Origin of the sequence: Microcoleus sp. N9_A1 (assembly GCF_036701795.1) — a bacterium.
In the GTDB taxonomy this organism is placed as follows: domain Bacteria; phylum Cyanobacteriota; class Cyanobacteriia; order Cyanobacteriales; family Microcoleaceae; genus Microcoleus.
In genome coordinates this window covers 1-1,507 of sequence record NZ_JAUBRI010000181.1, presented here as the reverse complement: position 1 = coordinate 1,507, position 1,507 = coordinate 1, and the positions used below count along the sequence as shown (strand labels likewise).

Genomic DNA, 1,507 nt, shown 5'->3' with positions numbered 1-1,507 from the left:
TTGACACTCCTCGCGCTAAAGCGACGAGGATTCTTAAGACCATATTTTCTGTCTTAAAGGCGCTGACAAAGTGCCCCTACCGATTCCACTTAGATCAAGTCCAAGTATCACCGCTACTTTTCTACCAATGTTTCCACAGCCATTACAATCTGCATTAATTAACCAACCTTGAGCCGTTCGATACAAACCACGCTTAATTCGTTTACCACTAGGAAGCCACCCTTCGGGTTTTTCGCCGAATGTAGGTAGCAAATCATGATCAACAAACGAAGCTTTAGAAGAATAAGATTCTTCGGTTTCTACGAACTTTAATCCGTACCGCTCACCAAGTTGAGCAATTCTATCTTTCAGTCTGCCGGTCGGGATTTGTACAAACTTCTGATTAGTTTTGCTACCCATATTGGCAGAATTTTTTTGTCCCTTATTCCAGCCAAATATAATCGTTCCTATGCCATTTTTCAAGCAGTGATTAATCACCTTTCTTGCTGCTTTATTGACGGCATCACGCATCTGGCGGTTGCGTCTTTCAGTCAAATTGGCAAGTCTTTTAGACCAGAATCCGTTAGATTTGCCTTCCATCAAAAATGCAACCTGCTTGTTATATCCCTGGTTAAGCGATTTCAAATGCTTGCCGTCAACGATAAAACTTGTGCCAGCATTGCTTACGCAAGTCAGCCAGTTATCTACGCCGTGGTCAATCATTAAGCATTTGGCAGGGTCTACAATGGCCTGGATCTCAGTCGTTTTATAGACAAATTCCAGGTAAAAACAGCCGTTACGGGGAAGAATTCGGTATTCTCGAATTGCCTTAAAATCAAGGTTTGATGGCATCGGCAGAAAAAACGCATCTAGCCCAAACCACGCTTTAACTTTGCTACCCAATGGAAATCTCAACATTCCATCCTTAAGTTTTACCGACCTACCAGTGAACGTCACAAGCGCCATTCCACCTTGACGATACTTTGGTGGTTTCGGACGATCTGTAATTGTCCCATTTTTAAACGCTTTCAATAATCCTATAAAGGATTTGAAAGACTCGGCGACACCCGTTAAAATTTGCTGGGCGGTATCTGAATAAAACGCTTGATAGTGCAAGTTCCTATTCTCGGTTCCCAATACTTTGTGTAATTGAGCTCGATTTGGGATTTTACCAGTCTTGAAAAATATCTGACGAGCGTAGTAGGTTCCACAATTGGAAAGCTTTGTAGCTTCAGAACACAGATATTCAAGAATGGCTTGAGTATCTGAGTTGACTCGAATTAGGTTTTGTTGGCAACCAAACATGACTTATCCTCCCTATAATAGGGTACAGCAAAAAGCCGGACAAATTATGAAGAAACGTTGAGATTTTCGGAGCGAGGGATTTGAGTTTGAGATTCTTGAGCAATACTGCAAGGACGTAGGCAGGACTGAGACCGATGTACTTAGAGAATTAATTACGACATTGAAAGAGAAGAAAAAGCCGTCGTAGAACGACGGGGCTTCAGACCCCGCTTTTTGGTGAAAT

The 1,507-nt window shown here is 42.2% G+C and carries 1 protein-coding gene; it reads right to left on the bottom strand.

Annotated elements, in window-relative coordinates:
- Window positions 1–33: 33 nt before the first annotated feature.
- Window positions 34–1,284, bottom strand: a complete 1,251-nt coding sequence (locus QUA58_RS31280) for a transposase (protein WP_333398007.1) — start codon at window positions 1,282–1,284, stop codon at window positions 34–36.
- Window positions 1,285–1,507: the final 223 nt, after the last annotated feature.